Raw genomic sequence first — 17100 nt, forward strand, 5'->3', positions numbered from 1 at the left:
ACTGCATGAATCTTCTGGTAGTGGGCGGCGGCGGCCGCGAACATGCCATCATCAAAAAGCTGAAGGAAAACCCGGCGGTGAGCACCATTTACGCCCTGCCGGGCAACGGCGGCATCGCGCAGGACGCCACGTGCGTTCCGGAGATCGGCGCCAGCGACATCCCCGCCATCGTGGCGTTTGCCAAAAGCCATGAAATCGGCTTTGCCGTGGTGGCGCCGGACGATCCGCTGGCCCTCGGCTGCGTGGACCGTCTCCACGAGGCGGGCATCCCCTGCTTCGGACCGAGCGCCGCGGCGGCCCGTATTGAAAGCAGCAAGGTGTTTTCCAAAAACCTGATGAAAAAATACGGCATCCCCACCGCCGGCTACGCGGTCTTTTCAGACCCTGCCGAGGCACTTGCCTATCTGCGGGGCGCTTCCTTCCCCATCGTGGTCAAGGCCGACGGTCTGGCCCTGGGCAAGGGCGTGCTGATCCCCCAGAACCTCCCCGAGGCGGAGGAGGCGGTCAAGACCATCATGGAGGACAAGGCCTTCGGCGATTCCGGCAACGAGATCGTGGTGGAGGAATTCCTCACCGGTCCCGAGGTGAGCGTGCTGGCCTTTACCGACGGCGCCGCCATCTCCCCCATGGTCTCCTCCATGGACCACAAGCGCGCCGGAGACGGGGACACGGGCCTCAACACCGGCGGCATGGGCACCATTGCCCCCAACCCCTACTATACGCCGGAGATCGCCAAGGTCTGCATGGACACCATCTTCCTGCCTACCCTTGCCGCCATGCGCGCAGAGGGCTGCCCCTTCAAGGGCTGTCTCTATTTCGGCCTCATGCTCACACCCGACGGCCCCAAGGTCATCGAGTACAACTGCCGCTTCGGCGATCCGGAGACGCAGGTCGTCCTGCCCCTGCTCAAAAGCGATTTGCTGACGGTCATGCAGGCGGTGGAAAACGAGACGCTCTCCGCCCTTCCCGTGGAGTGGCACCAAGGCGCCGCCGCCTGCGTCATTCTGGCTTCCGGCGGCTATCCCAGCCACTATGAAAAGGGGAAAGTGATGACGCTCCCCGCCGCCTTCCCCGAAAACGTCACCTGCTACCACGCAGGCGACCGTCTGGAAGGCGGCGAGCTCCTTACCAGCGGTGGCCGGGTGCTGGGCGTCGCCGCCACGGCAAGCACGCTCCGCGAAGCGCTGCGCGACGCTTATGCCGCCGCCGAAACCGTGACGTTTGAAGGAAAATACATGCGCCGCGACATCGGCCAGCTGGCCCTGCGGGCAATGGAGGAACAATAAATGGTACGACGGATCTATGTTGAAAAAAAGCCCGCCCTGCGGCAGGAGGCCAAAAGCCTTCTTCATGAATTGCAGGCGCTTTTGGGCATCTCCTCTCTGACCGGCGTGCGGCTTGTCAACCGCTACGACGTGGAGGGGCTGGAGGAGTCCGTTTTCCAGCGGGCGGTCCAGACCGTGTTTTCCGAGCCGCAGGTGGACGACGCCACCGCCGCTCTCCCCGCCGGGGACTACACCGCCTTCGCGGTGGAGTATCTCCCCGGTCAGTTCGACCAGCGGGCGGACTCCGCCCGGGCGTGCATCCAGCTGATGACGCAGAGCGACCGCCCCGCCGTCCGCACGGCGAAGGTCTACCTTCTCTCCGGTGAGCTGACCCCCGCCGACGTGGAGAAGATCAAAAGCTACGTGATTAACCCCGTGGAAGCGCAGGAAGCGGGCCTTGAGACGGTGGAGACCCTGCAAATGGACGCCTGCGTCCCCGCCGCCGTGGAGACCGTCTCCGGATTTACCGCGCTGGACGAAGCGGGACTTTCCGCCCTGCTGGACACGCTGGGCCTTGCCATGGACTTGGACGATTTGAAGTTTTTGCAGGCCCACTTCCGGGACGAAGAGCGCCGGGACCCCACCATCACCGAGATCCGGGTGGTGGACACCTACTGGTCCGACCACTGCCGCCACACCACCTTCTCCACCCACATTGACGCGGTGGAGATTCTGGACGGAGAGACGAAGGCCGCCTACGAGCGGTATCTTGCCGCCCGGAAGAAGGTCTACGGCCCGGAGAAGGCTAGCCTCCGTCCCCAGACGCTGATGGACATGGCGACCCTTGGTACCAAGGTTTTGAAAAAGCGGGGCCTGCTTGAAAATCTCGACCAGAGCGAGGAGATCAACGCCTGCTCCATCCATGTCACCGCCACGGTGGACGGCGAGGCGCAGGACTGGCTGCTCATGTTTAAAAACGAAACCCACAACCACCCCACGGAGATCGAGCCCTTCGGCGGTGCCGCCACGTGCATCGGCGGCTGCATCCGTGACCCCCTCTCGGGACGCGCCTATGTCTATCAGGCCATGCGGCTCACCGGCTGCGGCGATCCCCGCACACCGGTGGCGGAGACGATTCCCGGCAAGCTCCCCCAGCGCAAGCTGGCCCAAACCGCCGCCGCGGGCTATTCCTCCTACGGAAACCAAATCGGCCTTGCCACCGGCCTTGTCAGCGAGGTCTACCACCCCGGTTACGTTGCAAAGCACCTCGAAGTCGGCGCGGTGGTGGGCGCAGCGCCCAGTGAAAACGTGGTGCGAGAGCGTCCCCTTCCCGGCGACGTGGTCATTTTGCTGGGTGGCCGCACCGGTCGGGACGGCATCGGCGGCGCCACCGGCTCCTCCAAGAGCCACAACCGCAAATCCCTCACCACCATGGCCTCCGAGGTCCAAAAGGGCAACGCCCCCGAGGAGCGGAAAATTCAGCGCCTGTTCCGCAACGGCGAGGTGACCCGGCTCATCAAGCGCTGCAACGACTTTGGCGCGGGCGGCGTTTCTGTTGCCATCGGCGAGCTGGCCGACGGTCTTTCCATCGAGCTGGACGCCGTGCGCAAGAAGTACGAGGGGCTGGATGGCACGGAGCTTGCCATCTCCGAATCCCAGGAGCGCATGGCCGTGGTGGTGGCTCCCGAAAACGCCAAAACCTTCATCGCCGCCGCCGAGGCGGAAAACTTAGAGGCCTATCAGGTGGCCGTGGTCACAAAGTCCCCCCGGATGGTGATGCACTGGCAGGGCGAGACCATTGTGGACCTCAGCCGCGCCTTTTTGGACACCAACGGCGCTGTGAAGCACACCACCGTCTCCGTTGCGCAAAAGGACCGCGCCGCCCTGCAAAGCGGCGACGTTCGCTCCCTCCGGGAGACGGCGTCCAGCCTGCGCTCCGCCTCCCGCCGGGGCCTTGCGGAGCGGTTCGACTCCACCATCGGCGCGGGCAGCGTGCTGATGCCCTTTGGCGGCAAGTACCAGCGGACCCCCGCGCAGGCCATGGCGGCGCTGCTTCCCGTGCTGCCCGGTCAGGAGACGGAGGACTGCTCCGTGATGGCCTGGGGCTTCGACCCGGAAACCATGTGCGCCGACCCCTATACCGGCGCTTACCGCTCCGTGGTCACCTCCCTTGCAAAGCTGGTGGCCGCCGGCGGCGACTTCCATCAGGCCTATCTCACCTTCCAGGAGTATTTTGAAAAGCTGCGGGAGGAGCCTGCGCGCTGGGGCAAGCCCTTCGCCGCCCTCCTCGGCGCACTGGACGCCCAGCTGGATCTGGGGGTCGCCGCCATCGGCGGCAAGGACTCCATGTCCGGCTCCTTCCTGAATCTGGACGTGCCCCCCACCCTCATCTCCTTTGCCATCGTCCCCGCCAAGGCGGGCGGGGTGCTCTCCCCCGAATTTAAGGCCCCGGGCCATCCCGTGTACCTGTTCGCCCCGGCGGACGGCAGCGCCGCGGCAATGAAGGCCTGCTGGGATTCCTTCCATGCCCTTTGCGCCGACGGAAAGGTCCGGGCGGCATGGGCCACGGAAAACGGCGTTGCCGAGGCCGTGATGAACATGTCCTTCGGCAACCGCGTAGGCTTTACCGGAGAAACCGCTCCCCAGCGCATCGCTCCCGGCGCCATCGTGGCGGAGCTGACGGAGGAAGTTTCTGGCGGGACCAGACTTGGCCAGACCACCGCCGAGCCGGTGGTGATCCTTGGCGGCGACCGCGCGTCCATTGACGAACTGCTGGCGCTGAACGAAGGCGTGCTGGAGGACGTATATCCCAACCGCACCGCCGACAAAGAGGACCCCGTTCCCGTGCTCAGCGCCCCCGCCGTCACCCGTGTGGCCCCCAAGGCCGGTGTTACGCAGCCCCGGGTGCTGATTCCCGTGTTCCCGGGCACCAACTGCGAATACGACAGCGCCCGCGCCGTGGAGCGCGCCGGTCTCAAAGCGGAAATTCTGGTGGTGAACAACCAGTCCGCCGCCGGTGTGGCGGACTCCGCCGCCCGCTTTGCCAAGGCGGCCCGGGAAAGCCAGATCATTTTCGTCCCCGGCGGCTTTTCCGGCGGTGACGAGCCGGACGGCTCCGGCAAATTCATCACCGCCTTTTTCCGCAACCCCGAAGTGACGGACGCCACCATGGAGCTGCTCAAGGGCCGGGACGGCCTGATCCTTGGCATCTGCAACGGTTTTCAGGCCCTCATCAAGCTGGGCCTGGTGCCCTTTGGCGAGATTCTCGACACCGACGACACCTGCCCCACCCTCAGCTACAACTGTCTGGGCCGCCACCAGTCCAAAATCGTGCGCACCCGCATCGCCTCCAACCGCTCTCCGTGGCTTGCGAAGATGCAGGTGGGCGACGTGGTGTCCGTGCCCATCTCCCACGGCGAGGGCCGCTTCCTCTGCGATCCGGCGCTTTTGAAAAAGCTGGCGGAAAACGGGCAGCTCGCCACGCAGTACGTGGACCTTGCCGGAAACCCCACCATGGACGTGGACTTCAACCCCAACGGCTCTGTCTGGGCCATTGAGGGCATCACCTCCCCCGACGGGCGGGTGCTGGGCAAGATGGGCCACGCCGAGCGCATCGGCAGCGAGCTGTACCGCAACGTCCCCGGCGACTACGATCTGCGCCTTTTCGAGGCCGCTCACGATTATTTCCACATTTAAGCTTTCCTTTTTCCCGTTTTGTGGTATCCTATCCTATAATCTTACGAAATGAGGTGGCCGCATGGCGTACTTTTTTACAGAACCCTCTCACACCTTCAGCGAGTATCTGTTGGTGCCCGGTTACTCCTCCTCCGCATGCATCCCCGCCAATGTCTCGCTGGAGACCCCGGTGGTAAAGTATAAAAAGGGAGAAAAGTGCCCGCTCACCATGAACGTGCCCATGGTCTCCGCCGTGATGCAGTCTGTCTCCGGCGAGCAGATGGGCATCGGCCTTGCCAAGGAAGGCGGCATCGCCTTCATCTTCGTCTCCCAGACCATTGAGGCGCAGGCGGAGATGGTCCGCAAGGTCAAAAACTACAAGGCCGGCTTTGTCATCAGCGACTCCAACCTGCGCGTGGGCGACACGCTCTCCGAGGTGCTGGCAATGAAGGAGCGCACCGGGCATTCCACCATGGCCGTCACCGACGACGGCACCGGCAATGGCAAACTGCTGGGCCTTGTCACCAGCCGGGACTACCGCGTCAGCCGCATGGACCCCACCACGCCCGTGAGCGCCTTTATGACGCCCGTGGAAAAGCTGATCTTCGCGCCCGAGGGCACCAGCTTAAAGGCCGCCAACGACATTATCTGGGACCACAAGCTCAACGCTTTGCCCATCGTGTCCGCGGACGGACGGTTGGTGAGCTTCGTGTTCCGCAAGGACTATGACTCCCACAAGGGTAACCCCCTGGAGCTGCTGGACTCTCAAAAGCGCTATGTGGTCGGCGCGGGCATCAACACCCGGGACTATGCCCAGCGGGTCCCCGCTCTGGTGGAGGCCGGCGTGGACGTGCTGGTGATCGACTCCTCCGAGGGCTATTCCGAATGGCAGGCCCTCACCCTCAAGTGGATTCGGGACCATTACGGCGATAGCGTGAAGGTGGGCGCGGGCAACGTGGTGGACGGCGAGGGCTTCCGTTTTCTGGCGGACGCCGGGGCGGACTTCGTGAAAGTCGGCATCGGCGGAGGCTCCATCTGCATCACCCGTGAGACCAAGGGCATCGGCCGCGGGCAGGCCACTGCCGTCATCGACGTGGCGGCGGAGCGGGACCGGTATTTTGCCGAAACCGGCGTGTACGTTCCCATCTGCGCCGACGGCGGCGTTGTGCAGGACTACCACATCGCCCTGGCTCTGGCCATGGGCGCGGACTTCTGCATGCTGGGCCGGTATTTCTCCCGGTTCGACGAATCCCCCACCAGCAAGGTCCTCATTGGCGGCAGCTATATGAAGGAATACTGGGGCGAGGGCAGCGCCCGTGCCCGGAACTGGCAGCGCTACGATCTGGGCGGCGCGGCAAAGCTCTCCTTTGAAGAGGGCGTGGACTCCTACGTCCCCTACGCCGGCGCCCTGACGGACGGCATCGCCACCACGCTTTCCAAGGTCCGCTCCACCATGTGCAACTGCGGCGCGCTGACCATCCCGGAGCTGCGGGACAAGGCCAAGCTGACGCTGGTCTCCTCCGTCTCCATCGTGGAGGGCGGCGCCCACGACGTGCTGCTCAAGGACACCACCAATTCCGGCAGCAGAAATTAAGCAATTTCCAGTTCCTCCCCGTCTTGTCGGCGGGGAGGAACTTTTTTAATTGCCGAAAAAGTGGCGGAAAGCGACGGAAAAATAATCTTTTCTTTGGAAATAGCATTGACAAATCGAATTTCCACTGATATACTTTATGAGCCGCTTTGAATGGGTATTTTAAGTGTGCTTTGGCACCGCCCCCGACAGCGAGTCCGTAATGAAGGAGTTGAAACAAAGAATGAACGCAATCATCGTAACCGGCGGCAAGCAGTACAAGGTGGCCGAGGGCGACGTGGTCTACATCGAAAAGCTGGACCAGGAAGCCGGCGACGCCGTGAAGTTCGACCAGGTTCTGGCAATTCTCGACGGCGAAAAGGCAACCTTCGGTACCCCCGTTGTGGAGGGTGCTTTCGTGGACGCCACCATCGTCAAGAACGGCAAGGGCAAGAAGATTCACATCTTCAAGTACAATGCCAAGAAGGGCTATCGCAAGCGTCAGGGCCATCGTCAGCCTTACACCAAGGTTGAGATCGGCAAGATCTCTTACTGAGCATGACCACCATCACATTCCGCTCGGAGGGCGACCGCATCGTCGGTTTTGACTCCATCGGCCACAGCGGCTACGCCGAAGAGGGCGCGGACATCGTCTGCGCGGGCATCACCAGCGCCATCCGTCTGGTAGAGGCCACCATCAACGACGTGCTGGGTCTTGCGGCAGCGGTGAAGGTCCGGGAAAGTGACGCCTCCATCTCTCTGCGTCTGCCCGGGGGGCTCTCCCCCACGGCGGAAAGCACCGCACAGGCGCTTTTAACAGGACTGATGGTCTACTTTGCCGAGCTACACGACGAGTATCCCGACAATATTGAAGTTCTGGAGGAAGAATAATTCCTCTCCATCTAAAAATCTTCAGAAAGGATGGTCCGTATCATGATTCGTATTGGTCTTCAGTTCTTCGCCCACAAAAAGGGCGGCGGCTCCACCAAGAACGGCCGTGACTCTGAGTCCAAGCGCCTGGGTCCCAAGCGCGCGGACGGTCAGTTTGTCCAGGCCGGCAACATTCTGGTTCGCCAGCGCGGCACCCACATCCATCCGGGTGTGAATGTCGGCATCGGCAGCGACGATACCCTGTTCGCCACCGCGAGCGGCGTGCTCCGTTTTGAGCGGCTGGGTAAGGATCGTAAGCAGGCTTCTGTCTACGAGGCTGAGTAATCAGACATGGAGAGCCCCGAACGCCACACGTTCGGGGCTCTTTTTCCCAAAATCTTCCCTCAGGCGTCTGCATCCGAGGGCGCGGCGCTCCGCGCTTTGGGATGCACACGCCTCAAACCAGTCATACTACCCATTGGAGGTGTATTACCATGGCAACTTCTTTTATCGATAAAGCCCGGATCACCGTGAAGGCCGGCAACGGCGGCAACGGCGCCGTCGCCTTCCACCGGGAAAAATACGTGGCCGCAGGCGGTCCCGACGGCGGGGACGGCGGCAAGGGCGGTTCCATCATTTTGCAGGTGGACGACAATATGTCCACCCTCATGGACTTCCGCTACAAGCGCAAATACGCGGCAAACAGCGGCATCGACGGGCAGGGCTCCCGGAAGTCCGGCAAGGACGGGCAGGATCTGGTGATCCGGGTCCCCCGGGGCACGCTGGTCCGGGATACGGAGACCGGCGAGATCATCAAGGACATGAGCAGCGGCGAGCCGTTTGTCCTCTGCCGGGGCGGCCGGGGCGGCTGGGGCAACATGCACTTTGCCACCCCCACGCGGCAGATCCCCCGTTTTGCCAAGGCGGGCCTGCCCGGCGAGAGCCACGACGTCACGCTGGAGCTGAAGCTCTTGGCGGACGTGGGGCTGATCGGCTTCCCCAACGTGGGCAAGTCCACGCTGCTGTCCGTGGTCTCCAAGGCGCAGCCCAAGATCGCCAACTATCATTTCACCACGCTCTATCCCAATCTGGGCGTTGTGTGGGTGGACGATGGTGTCTCCTTCGTCATGGCCGATATCCCCGGCATCATCGAAGGTGCCAGCGAGGGTGCGGGTCTGGGCCACGATTTCCTGCGGCACATTGACCGCTGCCGCCTGCTCGTCCACGTGGTGGACGTCTCCGGCAGCGAGGGGCGGGACCCTGTGGCGGATTTTGACGCCATCAATGCCGAGCTTTCCCAGTACAGCGCGGACCTTGCGAAGCGTCCCCAGATCGTGGCAGCCAACAAAACGGACATCTGCGAAAGCCCGGAGAATCTGGAGCGCCTGCGCCAGCACGTGGAGTCGCTGGGCTATTCCCTGCTGGAAATTTCCGCCGCGGCCCATCAGGGCACCCGGGAACTGGTGCAAAAGGTGGCGCAGCAGCTTTCCACGCTGCCGCCCGTGACGGTCTACGAGCCGGAGTATGTCCCGCGCCCCGCCGTGGTGGATACCACCGCGCCGCTGGACATCCAGCGCTCTGACGACGGCACATGGCTGGTGGAAGGCCCGTGGCTTCAGCGCCTGATGGGCAATGTCAACTTTTCGGACTACGAGAGCCGGATGTACTTCGACAAGACCCTGCGGGAATCCGGTCTTTTCCGGCAGCTGGAGGATCTTGGCATTCAGGACGGCGACACGGTTTCCATGTACGACTTCGAGTTTGAGTATCAGCGATAAGCTTTCTTGCTGTTTACAGCGCTTCCAGCGCCTCGTTTGCCTCGCTGAGCGAATCCTCGGCGGCAGCGAGATCGTCCTGTGCGTTCGAAACGTTCTCGTTGGCCTCCTCGGCGGCTACCACGGCATCTTCCACCGCCTCCTGGGCGGTCTGGTCGGCCTGGGCAGCGTCAGAAAGCTCCTGCTCGGCTTCCTGCTGCTTGTCGGCAGATGCATCCGCGGCGATCTGCGCCGCTTCCGCCTCAGCCCTGGCAGTTTCGTCCGCCTCCACGGCGGCGTCCAGCTTTGCCTGTGCGTCCGCCAGCTCACCATCCGCCGCCTCATGGGCAGTCTCTGTGGTCACGGCGTCGGCAATGGCTGCGTTGGCCTCAGCGGTGATATCCTTGCCATCGAGGATCGCGCCGCTGAGCACATTGTACTCCACCTTCTCATTCGTCTCCGCGGATACCGCAGAGCCGACGCCCACCGTTACCGAACCCTTTTCAAAGGTCTTTGTAACCGTGTTGTAGCGGACGACCTCTTCCACGGTATCGCCCTTACCCGCGTCGGTGATGGAGGTGAGGACCAGCGTAATGTTGTAATCGCCGGCATCATAGTTGTTGCGCCAGACCCGGTAGGTGTACGCCTCGTCCTCCGCCAGAACGCCGCTTTCTTTCAGATACTCGGTCATCTGCTCGGCGAAGTTGACCCCGTTGGAATCCAGCGACTGGCCTGCCTTAAAGTAATCCTGCCCATTGGTTCTCTCGACTACCTGCTCCTCGACGCCCTTTTCCAGAACCTTGAGGGCGTCATAGACCTTTGCATCGTTCCGGGCAGCCTCCGCGGCGGCCTTGGCCTCCTCGGCCTTGGTCGTAGCCTGCTCCACCGCGTCCCTGGCATCTGCCAGATCGGCAGCGGCCCGCTCGGCGGCGGCACTCTTTTCGGCGGCTTCGGCAGCAGCCTCGGCCTGTGCGGTCATCTCCCGGGCATTTTCCGTCTCTGCCAGAGCCTCTTCGGCGCGCCTCGCGGCCTCTTGCGCCTCGCTCAGACGGTCCTCGGCCTCCTTGCGGTCAGCCTCGGCCTTCGCCACGGCCGCCTCGGCTTCCTCGCGCTTGATCTGTGCCGCAGCGGCATCCTCACGGGCCTCGTCGGCGTCGTTTTCAACCTTCTCCACAGTCTCAAGAACTTCCAGCGCGGCCTTCACATCTTCCGGGACAGGCGCTTCCACGAAGGAAGCAAGAGGCACTTCCTCTTCCGGGAGGATCTCCTCTACCGCTTCCGCAGCTGCCTGCGGGACCGGCTTCGTCTGCTTCCTTGCACTCGCCGCAACGACCGGCAGGGATGCCGGCAGTTCTTCCACCACGGCGGCGGTCTCTTCCGCATCCGTGATTTCCGGGGCGGCCAGAGGCACGGCGGTCTCTTCGATCTCCTCCGTCAGCGGAGTGGACACTTCCTGCGCGGATGCTTTGTCCTGAGCCGGTGCGCGGTTCATCCGAACAGACAGGCCAACGGCGGCGGACGCAGCAAGCAGAAACAGCAAAAGTGCGATCAGTGCCCGGGACTTGCGATGATTCTTCTGATGGTTGTTCATATTCATTCCCCTTCTGCGGCGGCGCTTCTTCCGTGCGCGGACCGCTTTCGACTGAGGCGATCTTCAATCGGCCACAGTGCAGCTGGCTGCCAACCTGGGGTAGGTAAGGCCCTCTAGCTTTGCGTCACCGGCTTTCGCCGATTTTGCCAAACAAATGCTCCCTTTCTTTTTGACAAGTGGGGCAAAAAATGGCTCTGCGCCAACGCGCAAAGCCATTGCTCTTTCTCTTCAAACCGTAACTGGCTGCCAACCGAAGAGGTAGGCCCTTTAGCTTTGCGTCGCCGACTTTCGCCGGTTTTGCCCATTTGATTCAATTGTCATGGTGATAACGACGCACACGTTATCATTGGTTACAATATAATCTAGAAATTGAAGAATGCCAATGCGAAAATTACCAATTTTTGTGCTTTTAAATTTGCAGCACCAGCTGCCTTTTATGCAAAATTACAATTTTTACCAAGCGGGCCGCTGCGGAAATTATTGGGAATTCACAAACTTCTTCTGGGGGATTGACAACGGCGGTCAATCGTTGTACACTCTCTCCAAGTTCAAAAGAACAAACCGATGATGCAGACGAGTAAGCAAACGATGTTTCTTTCAGAGAGTCGCCGATGGTGGGATGGCGGCAGGAATGACTTTGTGGAATGGACTGCGGAGGGCGGGCTGAACGGGAATTTCCCCAGTAAGTTCCGACGGGCTTTTCCCCCGTTACCAAGGAAGGACGTGTGTTGGCACGTCGCCGAGCGGACGAAGTATTTCGTCAATTTGGGTGGCACCGCAGAAGTTTCAGACTTTTGTCCCAAAGGAACCTATTGGATTAGGTCCTTGTGGGATGAGGGTCTTTTTATTTTTCCACAGGGCCGCAGAAACGGAAAGGAGCAATCACCATGGCAAACGAATCCATCCCCTATAAAATCTATCTCTCTGAAGAGGAGCTTCCCCAGACGTGGTACAATGTCCGCGCGGACATGAAGGTGAAGCCCGCCCCTCTGCTCAACCCCGGCACCGGCGAGCCCATGGGCTTCGAGGACCTGCGCCCGGTCTTTTGCGACGAGCTGATCCGTCAGGAGCTGGACAACGACACCCGGGAGATCCCCATTCCCCAGGAGATCCGGAATTTCTACAAAATGTACCGTCCCTCCCCGCTGATCCGCGCGTACTGTCTGGAGGAAAAGCTAAAGACCCCCGCAAAAATTTACTACAAATTCGAGGGCAACAACACCTCCGGCAGCCACAAGCTCAACAGCGCCATCGCACAGGCCTACTACGCAAAGCAGCAGGGCCTCAAGGGCGTCACCACGGAAACCGGCGCGGGGCAGTGGGGCACGGCCCTCTCCATGGCCTGCTCCTATCTGGGACTGGACTGCAAGGTGTTCATGGTCAAGTGTTCCTACGAGCAAAAGCCCTTCCGCCGGGAGGTCATGCGGACCTACGGCGCGTCCGTCACCCCCTCCCCCTCCGACCAAACGCGCATCGGGCAAAAGATTCTCTCGGACCATCCCGGCACCACCGGCTCTCTGGGCTGCGCCATCTCCGAGGCGGTGGAGGTGGCCACCAGCCACCCCGGCTACCGCTACGTGCTGGGCAGCGTTTTGAATCAGGTGCTGCTGCACCAGAGCGTCATCGGCGTGGAGACGAAAACGGCGCTGGACAAATACGGCATCGTGCCGGACATCATCATCGGCTGCGCCGGAGGCGGCAGCAACCTGGGCGGACTGATCTCCCCCTTCATGGGGCAAAAGCTCCGGGGCGAACAAGATTACCGCATCATCGCCGTGGAACCGGCCTCCTGCCCCAGCTTCACCCGCGGCCGGTTTGCCTACGATTTTTGCGACACGGGCATGGTGTGCCCGCTATCCAAGATGTACACGCTGGGCAGCGGTTTCATCCCCTCCCCCAGTCACGCAGGCGGCCTAAGGTATCACGGCATGAGCGCCATCCTCTCTCAGCTCTACCACGACGGCTACATGGAGGCCGTCTCCGTGGAGCAGACGAAGGTGTTTGAGGCGGCGGAGCAATTCGCCCGGGTGGAGGGCATCCTTCCCGCCCCGGAATCCAGCCATGCCATCCGGGTGGCCATCGACGAGGCCCTCAAGTGCAAGGAGACCGGGGAGGAAAAGACCATCGTCTTTGGCCTCACGGGCACGGGCTACTTCGACATGGTGGCCTATGAGAAGTTCCACAACGGCGAGATGCACGACAGCATCCCCACGGACGCGGAGCTTTTGGAGAGCTTTTCCCACCTGCCCGCCGTTCCGGGCCAGTCGAAATAAATAACCGCGATTTGCGGCAAAAAGATGGCAGACGCGAACGTGTCTGCCATCTTTTTGCCGCCTCAGCGCGCGCATTGCCTGCATTTTTAAATCGTGCTACAATGGTAAAAATAAGCTCCGGTTTGCCGGCGGCGCGGCAAGCGGCAATTTGATTGCTTGTAACAGGGAGGGATTCTTATGAAACTACGAGTCAATACCTTATGGCGGGTGCCGGTTTTCTGTATTGCCGCCAGTTGGATCAGTTTTTATCTCACCGTCTATTTGGGTGGATTTTTCTTTACCGTGCAGACCATAGGGGCCGATGGCGTGACGGAAGTCTCTGTCGATCCTCTTCGCTCTGCCATTTTTAACGGAGGACTATTTTTAATAGTGCTGCTGCTGGGGGGATTGTGGGCTTTCCGGGAGATGACAAAAGCAGAGATTGCCGTCTCCGCGGCCATGATCTCTGCCGTTTATCTATCCGCAACCTTCCTGCAGCTATATTTTCCAAACTTCCCTGTATCCCTCAGCGTTGAATTAGCAGTCCTTCAGAACTGGACCGGCACTTTGGGTTCCTTTTTGCTGAAGATCACAGATCAGTTCGCCTTCTCTGTCCTGTCAGGAAACCTTGCTCCGTTTCTCTTTGTGCCATTTGGAAGGAAAGCAGGTCCATCAAGCAATCAACTGTAACTTCCCGTTTGCCGGGCAAATGCGCAGCGCGGTTGATTGGGAGCCTGTGCGCCTTTGGCGGAGAAGATGAAGTAAATATTATTTATATTTTGCGACTAACAGATTAATCGAAAGTTCGCATACAGCTGCCGCGCCATCGCGGCCAAAAATGTGCCGCTTTGCGGCAGAATGCGGCCCCCATTTTTCTTTGTCTTGGCAAAGATTGCACAGCCGTTGGCGGCTTCGCCGCTTACAGATGTGGCATACCCCTTGCGGGTGCAAGTCGCCGCCGGAGCGGTGGAAAAGAAACCGTTTTTTGGGGCTTTGCCTTCTACGAAGCTTCAGTGCATCCAGTCTTCCCGCAGACAAAACCCCTAAGCGCCTTTTTCTTACACCGTGCACGGCGCGTTCTTTTTTGGCAAGACGTAAAAGAACGGGGGGTGCATTCTCGCGGCAATGCCGCCTTCTTGCCCTAAGCCCCGCCCGGCAGCTTCCCGGGGCGCACACCAATCTTGAGAGAACGCAGAGCATCCCCGTTTTAGAAACGGGGATGCTCTGAAAACATTCTGATCGGGGTGTCAGTCCGGGGGCCTTTTTACTCCTCGCTCTCTTTTTTCAGCAGGCCCCACTTTTTCTTGGGCTTTTTCTCGCTCTCCTGCTGCCAGTCCTCCAGCAGCACTTTCAAATTGCTGCGAAACAGCAGTCGGATGGCATAAAAGAGCGCATCGCGGGTGTCCTTTTCCATGTCCTTCATGGCCTTGACCATGGCGCCCGCCCCCTTAAAGCTTTCCGCCCGCAGGTCCGTCAGCGTCACGGCGCCGGAGGCGGAGAGCACCGCGAAAAGACCGTCCACAAACTTTTCCCGCTGGTCCAGCGGCATATTGCGGACCCACTCCTTCAGTGCCAGATCGTTCAGCCTGCCCTGCCGGGTGATGCTGCGCAGCCGCACAAAATGGTCGCCCAGCACCGCCCAGGAAAAGCCGTCGTGCTGCATCAGGCCCTGCTGACTGCTGTCCACCACCACATAATCCTCCTCATGCTCCAAAAGCATCCCCACCACGGAGGATTTCGGCACGATGGAGGTGATCCGCTCCGCCACTCTGCCGTGCTGGGGCAGATCCAGAATGTCGTCATGAAAGCCGGGGCCGTCGTTGGACCACACGGCGCAGATGCGCCGCTGGATGGCCGCCGGAGCGAACACCGCCGCCCACACAGCCAGATTTCCTCCCTTGGAATGGCCGCCCAGCCGCAGCTTCCTCCGTGGATACTGCTTTGCCACCGCCTGCGTGTACCGGACGGCATGCTTTTGCGACGGGACCTCCGGCACGCAGGACATGTTGAAATCCTCTTTCCAGCCGGCCAGCGTGTCGTCCGTTCCCCGGAAGGAGAGGTATACGAGGCCGTCCCCCGTCTCCACCGCCACCGCAGCAAACTGCTCCGCCCGCTGGGCATCCAGCCGGTCCACAAAGCAGTTCAGCCCCATGGCGCGAAACCGCTGGGAGATGGCCATTTTGCGCAGCATCTCCGGAATGGCGGAGGGCACCAGCACGCCCATGTCGATCTTCTCCCCCGCCGGAAACCGGGCAAAATAGGCCTCTGCCGCCGCCCGCAGCTCCACGCTCCCGCCCTCTCCGGGACCGGGCACGATCCCCTTGAAATCCACAAAGGAGAGCTCCGCCAGAATGAGGTTATCCACCTCGTTGAAGGGCGCCTGCTCCAAGGTCAGGTCCCCCCGCCAGTCCAGATAATCCAAGAGATTTGCCATCGTCCATCCTCCTTGCCGCCCGGCAGTTCGCCGCAGCTTGCCTTGCAGTCCATATTATAAGATACATTTTCCCCACAGGCAAGAGGTCTATCCCCGGCAGACGTCTCATAAACTGGGACATCACAACCGAGAGGTGGACGACATGACAACTCAGACACGGAACGAAGTCCTTTTGGAAGGACTTGCCCTGGCGGCTCCGGAATGGTCCCATGAAAATCACGAGACGCAGTTTTACCGTTTCTTCCTGCAGGTGCCGCGGCTGTCGGGGCAGGCGGATGTTCTGCCCATTTTGCTGCCGCAAGCGCTGCTTTCCCCGGTGACGGCGGGCGCGCCTTTGCGGGTCGTCGGACAGCTGCGCTCTTTCAACAACCGCAGCGGCGTGGGCAGCCGTCTGGTCCTCACGGTATACGCCCAGAGCATCGAGCCCTGCGCCGCCGGCGCGGGACTCAACCAAATCCAACTCTCCGGCGCGCTTTGCAAGCCGCCCGTTTTTCGACGCACGCCGCTGGGCCGCAGCATCTGCGATTTGATGCTGGCCTCTCCCCGGCGATACGGCAGGGCCGATTATCTGCCCGTCATCGCGTGGGGACAGCTAGCCGTACAGGCCAGCCGACTGCAGGTGGGCGATTCGCTGACGCTGGAGGGCCGGGTGCAGAGCCGGACGTACCGCAAGGTCACCGACGGCGGCGCGGAGGAGCGGGTGGCCTACGAGGTCTCCATGATGCACTTGCTGGAGACGGAGGTCCCGCCCTCATCCGACGCTACATAAAAAGCGCCCGAAAAACGCGGAGGTGCCCTTTGGGGCACTTCCGCGTTTTCTCATTTGGTGGGAAATCCAAAGGTATCCCGCGTCTCAAAAAGATACCGCAAAAAGCTCTTGGGATAGCGGATGAAGCTTCCCGCATCCACCAGGGTCAAAACCTCTTCCAGCGTGGCCCAGCGCACCTGCCGGACCTCTTCTTTCTGGAGCGTCAGCGCGGAAATGTCCAAATCCCGCACCACGAGAAAGAAATCGTCAAACCCGCCGGGAAACTGCACCGTCACCGACGCGCGCCGTCCGGTGAGGTCCAGCGCATAGCCCAGTTCCTCCCGGACCTCCCGCTCCGCGCCCTGACGACTGGTCTCTCCGGCGTCCACGCCGCCGCCCACGGACACGTCCCAGCACCCGGGCCAAATCCGCTTTTTCTCGGCGCGCTGCTGGATCAGCAGCCGCCCGTCCTTCCCGAACACGCACACGTGGACCACCACGCGGTATTCCCCGCTCTGCCGTTTCCCGTAGCGCTCTGCCGTTTCCCGTAGCGCTCCGCCGTTTTGCCCAGCGGCACGCGGTTTTCATCGTATAGATCCACCAATTCCATCCGTTCCGCTCCTCACTGCCGCCGCGCGGTCTCATAGTCGCCGCCCCGGCGGTAAAAGGGGCACGCATCGTTGCCCCCGCGCAAAAAGCGCTCCATTTCATCCTCATCCAAATCCATCGTACAAAAGCAGACGTCCGTTTCCGCATCATAATCGTAATGGACGCACTCCTCACAGTTGGCCGCCATGAAATCACCTCTTGCATCGTAGTATAGCACATCCGGCTTTCCGTTCCAAGTCTCTTCTTGTGCCGCAGCTATGTGGGCAGGGGCCGCATTTTTATAAAAATATCCCCATTTTTGCGTTTTCCCGGCAAATTCCTTGACAGAAAGA

Annotated in this window: 15 protein-coding genes, 2 riboswitches and 1 other annotated feature; of the genes, 10 read left to right on the plus strand and 5 right to left on the minus strand. The window is 61.2% G+C overall.

Annotated elements, in window-relative coordinates; all coding sequences use genetic code 11:
* Positions 1-5 precede the first annotated feature (5 nt).
* The 7 genes from purD to obgE all read left to right on the plus strand — a co-directional run bounded on the left by purD (position 6) and on the right by obgE (position 9158).
* On the plus strand, positions 6-1286 hold the full coding sequence (purD, locus tag PHI30_RS05225; protein WP_300024856.1) for a phosphoribosylamine--glycine ligase: 1281 nt from the start codon (positions 6-8) through the stop codon (positions 1284-1286).
* The gene (locus PHI30_RS05230; RefSeq protein ID WP_300024859.1) at positions 1287-4961 is read left to right on the plus strand and encodes a phosphoribosylformylglycinamidine synthase; all 3675 of its coding nucleotides are present in this window, start codon (positions 1287-1289) and stop codon (positions 4959-4961) included.
* Between the two features lie 61 nt (positions 4962-5022).
* Positions 5023-6534, plus strand: a complete 1512-nt coding sequence (locus PHI30_RS05235) for an IMP dehydrogenase (protein ID WP_300024861.1) — start codon at positions 5023-5025, stop codon at positions 6532-6534.
* A gap of 220 nt (positions 6535-6754) precedes the next feature.
* Positions 6755-7066 carry a 50S ribosomal protein L21 gene (rplU, locus tag PHI30_RS05240; RefSeq protein ID WP_300024863.1) on the plus strand — a complete coding sequence of 104 codons (312 nt, stop codon included), beginning with the start codon at positions 6755-6757 and terminating at the stop codon, positions 7064-7066.
* Positions 7067-7068: 2 nt separating this feature from the next.
* Positions 7069-7401, plus strand: a complete 333-nt coding sequence (locus PHI30_RS05245; RefSeq protein WP_300024866.1) for a ribosomal-processing cysteine protease Prp — start codon at positions 7069-7071, stop codon at positions 7399-7401.
* Positions 7402-7443: 42 nt separating this feature from the next.
* Positions 7444-7725 (plus strand): 50S ribosomal protein L27, encoded by a 282-nt coding sequence (gene rpmA, locus PHI30_RS05250; protein WP_300024870.1) that lies wholly within the window; start codon positions 7444-7446, stop codon positions 7723-7725.
* Positions 7726-7874: 149 nt separating this feature from the next.
* Positions 7875-9158, plus strand: coding sequence for a GTPase ObgE (gene obgE / locus PHI30_RS05255; RefSeq protein WP_300024872.1), 1284 nt, complete (start codon positions 7875-7877; stop codon positions 9156-9158).
* A 13-nt stretch (positions 9159-9171) separates the two neighbouring features.
* Here obgE and PHI30_RS05260 read toward each other — a convergent pair whose 3' ends face one another.
* Positions 9172-10725: a hypothetical protein gene (locus PHI30_RS05260; RefSeq protein ID WP_300024875.1), complete on the minus strand. Its 1554-nt coding sequence runs from the start codon at positions 10723-10725 to the stop codon at positions 9172-9174.
* A 74-nt stretch (positions 10726-10799) separates the two neighbouring features.
* Positions 10800-10883, minus strand: a riboswitch (cyclic di-GMP riboswitch).
* 73 nt (positions 10884-10956) lie between these two features.
* A riboswitch (cyclic di-GMP riboswitch) is annotated at positions 10957-11037 on the minus strand.
* Between the two features lie 243 nt (positions 11038-11280).
* Positions 11281-11530: a binding site (T-box leader), on the plus strand.
* An 82-nt stretch (positions 11531-11612) separates the two neighbouring features.
* On the opposite strand from PHI30_RS05260, the gene PHI30_RS05265 reads away from it, so the two are divergent.
* Positions 11613-12998 carry a TrpB-like pyridoxal phosphate-dependent enzyme gene (locus tag PHI30_RS05265; protein ID WP_300024877.1) on the plus strand — a complete coding sequence of 462 codons (1386 nt, stop codon included), beginning with the start codon at positions 11613-11615 and terminating at the stop codon, positions 12996-12998.
* A 177-nt stretch (positions 12999-13175) separates the two neighbouring features.
* Positions 13176-13667, plus strand: a complete 492-nt coding sequence (locus PHI30_RS05270; protein ID WP_300024879.1) for a hypothetical protein — start codon at positions 13176-13178, stop codon at positions 13665-13667.
* A gap of 574 nt (positions 13668-14241) precedes the next feature.
* Here the strand turns inward: PHI30_RS05270 and PHI30_RS05275 are convergent.
* Positions 14242-15411 (minus strand): Mbeg1-like protein, encoded by a 1170-nt coding sequence (locus tag PHI30_RS05275; protein ID WP_300024881.1) that lies wholly within the window; start codon positions 15409-15411, stop codon positions 14242-14244.
* A gap of 142 nt (positions 15412-15553) precedes the next feature.
* Here PHI30_RS05275 and PHI30_RS05280 point away from each other — a divergent pair, with 142 nt between their 5' ends.
* The gene (locus PHI30_RS05280) at positions 15554-16180 is read left to right on the plus strand and encodes a single-stranded DNA-binding protein (RefSeq protein WP_300024883.1); all 627 of its coding nucleotides are present in this window, start codon (positions 15554-15556) and stop codon (positions 16178-16180) included.
* A 50-nt stretch (positions 16181-16230) separates the two neighbouring features.
* On the opposite strand, the gene PHI30_RS05285 is transcribed toward PHI30_RS05280, so the two are convergent.
* From PHI30_RS05285 to PHI30_RS05295, 3 genes are read right to left on the minus strand one after another with little or no spacing between them, the layout of a single operon-like run.
* Positions 16231-16659, minus strand: coding sequence for an NUDIX domain-containing protein (locus tag PHI30_RS05285; RefSeq protein ID WP_300024885.1), 429 nt, complete (start codon positions 16657-16659; stop codon positions 16231-16233).
* Positions 16614-16769, minus strand: a complete 156-nt coding sequence (locus PHI30_RS05290; protein ID WP_300024888.1) for a hypothetical protein — start codon at positions 16767-16769, stop codon at positions 16614-16616. Before PHI30_RS05290 ends, PHI30_RS05285 begins: the two co-directional genes overlap by 46 nt.
* A 12-nt stretch (positions 16770-16781) precedes the next feature.
* Positions 16782-16955, minus strand: a complete 174-nt coding sequence (locus PHI30_RS05295) for a DUF6472 family protein (protein WP_300024891.1) — start codon at positions 16953-16955, stop codon at positions 16782-16784.
* Positions 16956-17100 lie beyond the last annotated feature (145 nt).

The organism is Oscillibacter sp., from assembly GCF_028693505.1.
In the GTDB taxonomy this organism is placed as follows: Bacteria; Bacillota; Clostridia; order Oscillospirales; family Oscillospiraceae; genus Oscillibacter.

Bases quoted from the DNA above. Each gene is read 5' to 3' on its own strand.
- PHI30_RS05270 (WP_300024879.1), top strand. From the start codon at position 13,176: ATGAAACTACGAGTCAATACCTTATGGCGGGTGCCGGTTTTCTGTATT.
- rpmA (WP_300024870.1), top strand. From the start codon at position 7,444: ATGATTCGTATTGGTCTTCAGTTCTTCGCCCACAAAAAGGGCGGCGGC.
- purD (WP_300024856.1), top strand. From the start codon at position 6: ATGAATCTTCTGGTAGTGGGCGGCGGCGGCCGCGAACATGCCATCATC.
- PHI30_RS05280 (WP_300024883.1), top strand. From the start codon at position 15,554: ATGACAACTCAGACACGGAACGAAGTCCTTTTGGAAGGACTTGCCCTG.
- PHI30_RS05230 (WP_300024859.1), top strand. From the start codon at position 1,287: ATGGTACGACGGATCTATGTTGAAAAAAAGCCCGCCCTGCGGCAGGAG.
- PHI30_RS05265 (WP_300024877.1), top strand. From the start codon at position 11,613: ATGGCAAACGAATCCATCCCCTATAAAATCTATCTCTCTGAAGAGGAG.
- rplU (WP_300024863.1), top strand. From the start codon at position 6,755: ATGAACGCAATCATCGTAACCGGCGGCAAGCAGTACAAGGTGGCCGAG.
- PHI30_RS05295 (WP_300024891.1), bottom strand. From the start codon at position 16,955: ATGGCGGCCAACTGTGAGGAGTGCGTCCATTACGATTATGATGCGGAA.
- PHI30_RS05290 (WP_300024888.1), bottom strand. From the start codon at position 16,769: ATGGAATTGGTGGATCTATACGATGAAAACCGCGTGCCGCTGGGCAAA.
- PHI30_RS05260 (WP_300024875.1), bottom strand. From the start codon at position 10,725: ATGAACAACCATCAGAAGAATCATCGCAAGTCCCGGGCACTGATCGCA.
- PHI30_RS05275 (WP_300024881.1), bottom strand. From the start codon at position 15,411: ATGGCAAATCTCTTGGATTATCTGGACTGGCGGGGGGACCTGACCTTG.
- PHI30_RS05235 (WP_300024861.1), top strand. From the start codon at position 5,023: ATGGCGTACTTTTTTACAGAACCCTCTCACACCTTCAGCGAGTATCTG.
- obgE (WP_300024872.1), top strand. From the start codon at position 7,875: ATGGCAACTTCTTTTATCGATAAAGCCCGGATCACCGTGAAGGCCGGC.
- PHI30_RS05245 (WP_300024866.1), top strand. From the start codon at position 7,069: ATGACCACCATCACATTCCGCTCGGAGGGCGACCGCATCGTCGGTTTT.